This is a genomic window from Micromonospora sp. NPDC047753 (assembly GCF_040642735.1).
Lineage (GTDB): Bacteria > Actinomycetota > Actinomycetes > Mycobacteriales > Micromonosporaceae > Micromonospora.
Map to the genome: position 1 here is coordinate 1 of NZ_JBEYSL010000330.1, position 7,830 is coordinate 7,830.

Annotated in this window: 8 protein-coding genes and 1 pseudogene; 2 read left to right on the plus strand and 7 right to left on the minus strand. The window is 71.1% G+C overall.

Annotated elements, in window-relative coordinates; genetic code table 11:
- Window positions 1-121: 121 nt before the first annotated feature.
- The 3 genes from ABZ749_RS24115 to ABZ749_RS24125 all read right to left on the minus strand — a co-directional run bounded on the left by ABZ749_RS24115 (window position 122) and on the right by ABZ749_RS24125 (window position 2,409).
- Window positions 122-1,183, minus strand: coding sequence for a hypothetical protein (locus ABZ749_RS24115; RefSeq protein WP_357231444.1), 1,062 nt, complete (start codon window positions 1,181-1,183; stop codon window positions 122-124).
- An 80-nt stretch (window positions 1,184-1,263) separates the two neighbouring features.
- Complete coding sequence (locus ABZ749_RS24120) at window positions 1,264-1,728, minus strand: PPOX class F420-dependent oxidoreductase (protein WP_357231447.1); 465 nt, start codon at window positions 1,726-1,728, stop codon at window positions 1,264-1,266.
- 42 nt (window positions 1,729-1,770) lie between these two features.
- Window positions 1,771-2,409 (minus strand): hypothetical protein, encoded by a 639-nt coding sequence (locus ABZ749_RS24125; RefSeq protein ID WP_357194889.1) that lies wholly within the window; start codon window positions 2,407-2,409, stop codon window positions 1,771-1,773.
- Between the two features lie 303 nt (window positions 2,410-2,712).
- On the opposite strand from ABZ749_RS24125, the gene ABZ749_RS24130 reads away from it, so the two are divergent.
- Complete coding sequence (locus ABZ749_RS24130) at window positions 2,713-3,492, plus strand: D-Ala-D-Ala carboxypeptidase family metallohydrolase (RefSeq protein WP_357231450.1); 780 nt, start codon at window positions 2,713-2,715, stop codon at window positions 3,490-3,492.
- Between the two features lie 104 nt (window positions 3,493-3,596).
- On the opposite strand, the gene ABZ749_RS24135 is transcribed toward ABZ749_RS24130, so the two are convergent.
- The 4 genes from ABZ749_RS24135 to ABZ749_RS24150 form a co-directional block, all read right to left on the minus strand.
- Complete coding sequence (locus ABZ749_RS24135) at window positions 3,597-3,950, minus strand: hypothetical protein (protein ID WP_357194895.1); 354 nt, start codon at window positions 3,948-3,950, stop codon at window positions 3,597-3,599.
- Window positions 3,951-4,095: 145 nt separating this feature from the next.
- Window positions 4,096-5,397, minus strand: a complete 1,302-nt coding sequence (locus tag ABZ749_RS24140) for a DUF234 domain-containing protein (RefSeq protein WP_357231453.1) — start codon at window positions 5,395-5,397, stop codon at window positions 4,096-4,098.
- 219 nt (window positions 5,398-5,616) lie between these two features.
- On the minus strand, window positions 5,617-6,357 hold the full coding sequence (locus ABZ749_RS24145; protein ID WP_357231460.1) for a response regulator transcription factor: 741 nt from the start codon (window positions 6,355-6,357) through the stop codon (window positions 5,617-5,619).
- Entirely contained in the window at window positions 6,336-7,589 is a 1,254-nt protein-coding gene (locus ABZ749_RS24150; protein ID WP_357231457.1) for a histidine kinase, read from the minus strand. The genes ABZ749_RS24145 and ABZ749_RS24150 overlap by 22 nt, the downstream gene beginning before the upstream one ends.
- Before the next feature lie 132 nt (window positions 7,590-7,721).
- On the opposite strand from ABZ749_RS24150, the pseudogene ABZ749_RS24155 reads away from it, so the two are divergent.
- Window positions 7,722-7,830 (plus strand): annotated as a pseudogene (locus ABZ749_RS24155) (ABC transporter ATP-binding protein); the annotation flags it as partial.

Sequence of the window (7,830 nt, forward strand, 5' to 3'; positions counted from 1 at the left end):
GCCCCCCCCCTATAAAAACACACCCAACCCCACACTCTCCCCCTACACGCCGCTATCCCTTTGGGGTCGACTGACCGGTGTGGGGTCCGTCGCCTGCGGCTGACGGACCCCACACCTCAGGTCAGCGGAGCTGCTGCGCCTGGATCGCCCGGATCTTCGCCGGCTTCCCGGCCGAGAGGTTCGAGATCAGGTACGCCCGCACGCTGCCGTCCGGGAACACCGCCCACAGGTCCGCCACACCGTCGGCGTTCAGGTCGGCGGCGGTGAGGCTGCTGATCGCGACGCCCGTGTTCCACCCGGAGGCGAGCCGGTACTGCGTGTAGGCGAGCGCGCCGGTCCCGTCGCCGTTGTCGGTCATGGTGACGCCCTGCCAGAGGTAGAGGTCACCGGTGGTGGCGTTACGCAGCACCAACGCCGCCCCCGAAGCCAGCTCGGTGCTGGCCAGGGTCCAGTTCTGCCAGTCGCTGCCGCCGGTCGGAGTGGCAGTGTTCAACGGCGTTCGGGGGAAGTAGAGGCTGGGCGCGCCGATGTTCGGGTAGTAGGTGAGGCGGTAGCCGTTGGTCACGTCGCCGACGGTGCCCAGCAGATCCGCGATGCCGCTGTCCACGCCGTCGGCCGTGTACCCGTTGACCAGCTGGATCGGGGAGTTTCCAAAATCGTCTCGAAGATAGTCGGCAATGAGAGTGACCTGTCCGCTGCCGCGGTACGGGTTCACCATCGTGCCGTCGCCGACGCCCGCGATGAAGCTGCCGCCGCCGGCGTTGACGCCACCCGGGTAGTAGGCCAGGAAGTCCTGGTTCGCGGTGCCGAAGAAGCGTCCGGTGATCACCTGGGCGCCGTCGAAATCCGCGGCCGGGTCGTCGTTGCCGGAGACCCCGTTGCCGTGGACGCCGATGTTCACGGCCGGGACCTTCACGCGGCCGGTGCCGACGCCGGTGGTCGCGTCGACCCGACCCCGCGCCGCCCAGACGCCGGAGGCGAGGCCCGTCGTGGTGCCGCCGACGGTCACCAGGTCGGGTACGCCGTCGCCGTTGAGGTCCTTGTCGACCGGGCCGGCGAGGGCCGGGGTCGGGGTGTTGGCCGGGGCGGCCTGAGCCGGCAGGGCCGGCGCGACGACGGCGAACGCGAGGGTGGCCGGCACCGCCCAGGCGAGCAGTCGGCGAGGGAAGGAGGGGTTGTTCATGGGTCCCCGTTCGGTCAGTGGATCTTGCCTGGCTCACCGTAGTCGATGCGCACCAGCGAGGGGATCCACCGAACGAGGGGTCAGTCGGCGAGGCGGGCCGGGAACCCACCGGTGGCGATCGGACCCCACGCGTCGATGGTGATCCGGATCAGCGACTTGCCCTGACGCACCATCGCCGCCCGGTAGTCGTCCCAGTCCGGGTGCTCACCGGAGATGCTGCGGAAGTACTCGACGAGCGGCTCCAGCGCCTCGGGCAGGTCGAGCACCTCGGCGGTGCCGTCGATCTGCACCCAGGGGCCGTTCCAGTCGTCACTGAGCACGCAGGCCGAGACCCGGGGGTCGCGGCGGAGGTTGCTCACCTTGGCCCGCTCGGGGTAGGTGGAGACGACCAGTCGCCCCTGCCCGTCGACCCCGGCGGAGACCGGGGAGGACTGCGGTCGCCCGTCCGCCCGGCTGGTCATCAGCACGACGCGGTGTCGCGGCCGGAGGAAGTCGAGCAGGCCGTCCCGGTCGACCCGGGTGTTCCTTGCGATGCTGCGTGCCATCCCCCGTTCCTACCAGGGTGCGGGCGCAGCGGCGGCGGCGGGTCAGCGGGGTCGGGCCGCGGCGCGGCGCGCCTCCTGGGTGGGCACCCGGGGACGGCCGGACGGACGCCAGGCCCGACCGTTGGCGTAGATCACCCGAAAGCCGAGGTACGACGCGAGCGGCGCCCAGTGGGCGGAGCCCATCCGCAGCTCGGCGGCATTGTGGCGCTGGCCGTTGGCGAGCACGTCGAGGAGCACGGTTTCGAAGGCCGCCGATTCGACCCAGTCGACTTCCCGGGTGAAACCGCAGATGAGAGCGGCTCCGGTGACCTCCAGGAACTCGCGCAGCACCGCGTCCGAGGCGCGCAGCACCGAGCAGCTGCCGAAATAGAGTCGCCGCCCCTCCGCGCGGCCGGCCATCAGCTCGGCCACCTCGTTCAACTCCACCGACTGCCAGTCGGTGAGGCAGAGCCGGCTCGGCTCGCCGTGCATGGCGAAGAAGCCGACCCGGTGGTCGGCGTACTGCTTGAGCAGCCAACGGTCCAGGAAGTAGAACAGCTCGTCCCGGGTGGCCGCGTCCTTGTGGATGAACCGGATCTTGCCGAGCCGCTCCAGCAGCTCGAGCGTGGGCAGCACCGAGCCCCGCTCGTTGAGGTCACGGTGCCACTGACCCTCGACACAGAAGACGCCACCGCGTGCCACGTGCACCTCCGCCAGTCCGCCGCCCGGGCTGACGTTACCGGCCGCGATGCCCCCGGGAACATCACCCTCCGTGTGGCAGATTGCGACGTTCGGTGCGCTTGACCGCAGGAGGGGTGATCGGCCGGAAATGGCTGTTTCGCAAATCAGCCGAATTCCCAGCCAATACCCAGGCACAGCGGATTGTGAGCACGATTCTCGTTAATCACCTCCAACAGCACTGATCAGTGCGAGGGTGGAAATCACGGGACTTCTCGGTCGATGTCCTGGAGCCACCCCATTCGCTCTCCTATCGGGAGGACTTCTGTGCGCGTAAACACCTTGAAGCGGGTCGCCGTCGCATTCGCCCTGGCACTGCCAGGGGCCGCAATCGCCACGGTGGTCGCCGCACCGGCGGCGCACGCGGACGGCTGTTACACCTGGAACCGCACCCTGAGCCAGGGGCGGTCCGGCGATGACGTCCGCCAGTTGCAGATCCGGGTCGCCGGGTGGGCCGGCTACCGGGACATCGTGGAGAACGACGGCCGCTACGGGCCGAAGACCGCCGCTGCGGTCAAGCGGTTCCAGCAGGCGTACGGGCTGCGCGCCGACGGCATCGCCGGCCCACAGACCTTCGCCAAGCTCTACCAACTCCAGGACAACGACTGCACGCCCGCGCACTTCACCTACGGCGAGTTGGACAACGGGTGCGGCGGGAGCGGGTGGAGCGGCGGCCCGCTGTCGGCGAACCAGACCAAGCAGAACGCGCTGCGCACCATGTGGAAGCTGGAGGCGCTGCGCAAGAGCCTCGGTGACAAGCCGCTCTACGTGTCGAGCGGGTACCGCAGTCGCGCCTGCAACAACCAGGTCGGCGGCGCGTCCGACAGCCAACACCTGTACGGCAACGCGGCCGACGTGACCTCACGGACGTCCTCGCTGTGCCAGGTCGCCCGCGGCGCCCGCAACAACGGCTTCAGTGGGATCTACGGGCCGGGCTACCCCGACCACGACGACCACGTGCACGTCGACTCGCGCCGGGAGAACAACAGCGACGACAGCTCGAACACGACGAGTTGGTCCGCCCCGGACTGCGGGGTCGGCAACTGAGTCGACCACTCAGAGCGACGTCGGTCCGACGCGGAGGGGGGAATCTCCGCGCCGGGCCGACGTCGTGTCGCCCCGGGTCGTGTGGGCGGAGGGGGACAGCGCGCTCAGCTCGCCCGGGGCCAGCGCGGCGCGGTGACGGGGGGAGTCACCGGCCGGCCGGTAGCGGTGGGCCGTACCCCCTGGGGGACGGCCCGCGCGGCCTGTTGCCGCGACGGCCCGGTCGCCGTGAACGGAAACGGCACGTGCACGAACGGATTGCCATGCCGGATCAACGCTTCGATCTGCCGCTCGTTGAGCCCGTGTGCCTCCAACACCCGACGCCCCCAGCGGTGCAGTCGGCACGGGTAGGAAGCGCCGTCGTTGCGGCACAGCGGCCCGGTGGGCCACTCCTCGGCGGTGTGCACGACCACCGCCCGGACCGCGAGCCGGACATCCTCCGGGGTCAGTGGTGCCGGCATTGGCACCTCACCCAGTACCTGATCGATGGGATCCGTCGACTGCTCACCAACTCGCACGGCAGGCCTCCCGCAGTTCGGCAGCGGTACGGCGGACCTACCGCACCGACATCCTCGGCCATGGGTACGGCGGACACCGGACGAAAGTTCAATTCCGGTACGCGGTAAGCAGATCCTCCGCCGACAGCACCCGGATGCCGTCCACCGCGGTGCCGCTGCGCGACACGGCGACGACCGGCACCGACTCGTCGGCGCCGGGAAGCAGAGACCGGTGCAGGAGCAGCCGGCCCAGGTCATGCGCGTCAAAGGGTCGGCTCTCCTGCCACTTGACCGATCCGACGAAACTGATCCGCTGAGCGACGGGCGCACGGTCGGCGCCGACTATGTCGATCTCCGGGTCGTTGGTCCGGGTCCAGTAGCCGCCGATCGTCGCCGCCTCCGCCGGCAGATGGTCACCGGGCAGCCGGCGCAGCGCCTCCCGGACGACAGGTTCGATGGCCCGCCCCCGCCAGGACGTCCACGACCGGTCGATCCGGTCCAGGGTCAGGTCGCCACGCCCCCGCTCGATCTCGGAGAGGTGCGGCCCCAGGAACGACAACCAGAAGCGCAGGTAGGGGTCGGCCACCGCGTACCGGGTCTCCCGCGACGGCTTGGTCGACAGCGGAACCGCGACCTCCACGGCCCGCTTCTGGGCCAGCAGGCGCAGGGCGCGGTTGAGGGACGCCTGTGGAAGGTCCCCTGCGGCGCGGGAGATGAGCGAGAAGGTCCGCTCACCGGAGCCGATGGCCCGCAGCACCAGACCCGCCTGGGACTGCGGCGGGAACTCCGCCGCCAGTGCCCGCTCGCCGCTCACCAGCAGGGCGGAGGTGGGATCCCGTACCGCGTCGGACAGGTAGTCGTGGACGGATGCACCGGTCGGCCACTCGTCGAGGATCAGCGGCAGACCGCCGGAAACCAGGTAGGCGTCGAACGCGTCGGCGGCGGACAGGCCGAGCATGTCGCTGACGTCGGCGGGGCTCAGCGGCGGAATGACCATCTCCGTGGCTCGCTGGTGGAACGGCCGGCCGTAGTCGTTGAGGGCTTCCATCATGGCCAGGTCCGATCCGACGCAGATCAGGAGGACCGGCCGCCGGGACAACTCGCGATCGAAGATTTTCTGCAGCGTCCCCTCGAAGCCCGGGTCACCCGCGATGAGGTACGGCATCTCGTCCAGGACGACGACGCTCGGCCGGTCGGACGGCAGCGCGGCGGCGAGCAGCGTCAGCGCGGCGTCCCAGGTCTGTGGTTGCTGCTCCCGAAGGATCTGCGCACCGGGCAGGGTCGACGCGGCGGCCTCCTCCACGAAGAGGGCGAGCTCGGCTGCGACGGTCGGCTGCGCCGAGGCGGTGAAGAAGAGGTGCGGCACGTCGGCCCGCTCCACGAACTCCTCCACCAGTCGGGACTTTCCCACCCGTCGGCGACCCCGCATGAGAAGGGCTCGCCCAGGCCGCCCCGCACGGCCACCCCGTTGCACCCGAGTGAGCATGCCGCCCAGGAGGTGGAGCTCATGGTCCCGTCCGACAAAGCCGGTCACGATCACTCCTGACACTACCAACAATGGAACAACCAAAAATGAGTGTAACCTCATCCGTGTTGGTGTGCCGCCCAACTGGCCTGGGGAAACCGCTCGTCAGACGAGGCCGGCGTCGTGCACGAGCAGGGCCACCTGGACCCGGTTGTTCAGCTCCAACCGGGTCAGCAGCCGGGAGACGTAGGCCTTCACCGTCGCCACGCTCATGAACAACTCCCCCGCGATCTCCGCGTTGGTGTGACCCCGCCCGAGCGCGACCGCCACCTGCCGCTCCCGCTCGCTGAGCCCGGCGAGGAGCCGCAGCGCCCGTTCCCGGCGCGGGTCCGGGCCGACCGGGCCGGGGGCGGCGGCGGTCACGTGGGCGATCAACGTCCGGGTCACCGTCGGCGAGAGCGTCGCCTCGCCCGCCGCGACCCGGCGTACGGCGCGCACGATCTCCGCCGGCGGGGTGTCCTTGAGCAGGAAACCGGCCGCCCCGGCGCGGAGCGCCCGCAGCACCTGTTCGTCGGCGTCGAAGGTGGTCAGCACCAGCACCTCCGGCGGGTGCGGTTGGGCACGCAGCGCCTCGGTGGCGGTCAGCCCGTCGACCCGCGGCATCCGGATGTCCATCAGCACCACGTCCGGGGCGTACGCGGCGACGGCCGCCGGCACCTCGCCACCGTCGGCCGCCTCGCCGACCACGGCCAGGTCCGGCAGACCGCCGAGGATCATCGAGAGCCCGGCCCGGACCAACGCGTCGTCGTCCACGATCAGCACGCGTACCGGCGGCGCAGCCGCTCCGGCCGGCCCGCTCGCGTCCGGCGGTCCGGCGGGGCTGGTCACGCCGGCCACGGCAGCCAGGCGGCCAGCCGGAAGTCACCGCTGTCGTCCCGACCGTAGGCGAGCCGCCCGCCGGCCAGGGTGACCCGTTCACTGATGCCGACCAGGCCGGTGCCGGCACCCGGCAGGGTGCCGCCGGCCGGCGAACCGACCGGCCACCGGTTGCCGATCGCCACTGTCAGTCCAGCGCCCGGCCCGCCGGCCACGTCCACGGTGACGGCCGCGCCGGCAGCGTGCTTGCGGGCGTTGGTCAGCCCCTCCTGCACGATCCGGTACGCGGCCCGACCCAGCGCCGCCGGCACCTCCCCCGGGCTGGCGACGCTGTCGCTGACGTTGACACGCACCCCGGCCGAGCGCGACTCGGCGATCAGCGCCGGCAGGTCGGCGAGGGTGGGCTGCGGCGGCTCGGGGGCGTCGCCGGCACCGTCGTCCTCGGCGCGCAGCACCCCGATCACCTCCCGCAGGTCCTGGAGGGCCGCGTGCGCGCTGCCCCGGATCACCCCGGCGGCCCGGGCCACCTCCTCGGGCGGCGCGTCCGGGCGGAACTCCAGCGCACCCGCGTGCAGGCTGAGCAGCGAGATCCGGTGGGCCAGCACGTCGTGCATCTCCCGGGCGATCCGGGTGCGTTCGAGGTGGCGGGCCTGGGCGATCCGCAGTTGCTGCTCCGCCTCGGCCCGCTCGGCGCGCTCGCGCAACGACACGATCAACTGGCGCCGAGCCCGGACGAACATCCCCCAGGCCAGCACCGCGAAGGTGATCACCACCCCCCAGGTCACAGTGGCCCAGTACGGCATGACCGGATCTGGACGGGTCCAACTGAAGACCAGGTTGGTGAGGAGCCCGGCACCGGTGACCGCGACCGCGACGGCGGTCCGGCGATGCACCACCACGGTGAAGTAGATGATCAACAGCGGGATGGCGGCGGCCATCGAGAACAGGTTCAGCGGCAGGGTGGCCACGGCCAGCCCGAGCGGCCACCGCCGACGCACCCAGAGCAGCCCGCAGCAGACCAGCCCGAGCACCGTGTCGACGCCGACCATCCAGTCGTGCGGCAGCGCGATCGCCGCCTCCGGGTTGGGCGACAGGGCGTCGAAGGTGACGAACAGCACCCACAGCAGCCCGAGCAGGAACGCCAGGCCATCCACCACCCAGTCACGTGTGGTGCGGCGCGGCCGCTCCCGGACACGCTCGGCCGGCACCACCAGCTCCCCTGGCAGCAGCCACGGGTGCTCCGGAACGGCGATGCTGGTCACGACGCCATGCTAGGCAGCCGACGGGCGACACGACCAGCTACCAAAGTCGAGATCCGATGATCGACCAAGGTCGAGACGGCACCGACCGGTGGCCGCAGCGGATGGCCGGGCGGCGCGGGCAGGCTCAACCGCATGATCACCGTAGAGAACCTCACCAAGCGGTACGGGCCACACCCGGCCGTGGACGACGTGTCGTTCCAGTGCGAGCCGGGCACCGTCACCGGTTTCCTCGGCCCCAACG

Coding starts and splice junctions, on each gene's coding strand:
- ABZ749_RS24115 (WP_357231444.1), bottom strand. CDS start 1,183: ATGAACAACCCCTCCTTCCCTCGCCGACTGCTCGCCTGGGCGGTGCCG.
- ABZ749_RS24120 (WP_357231447.1), bottom strand. CDS start 1,728: ATGGCACGCAGCATCGCAAGGAACACCCGGGTCGACCGGGACGGCCTG.
- ABZ749_RS24135 (WP_357194895.1), bottom strand. CDS start 3,950: ATGCCGGCACCACTGACCCCGGAGGATGTCCGGCTCGCGGTCCGGGCG.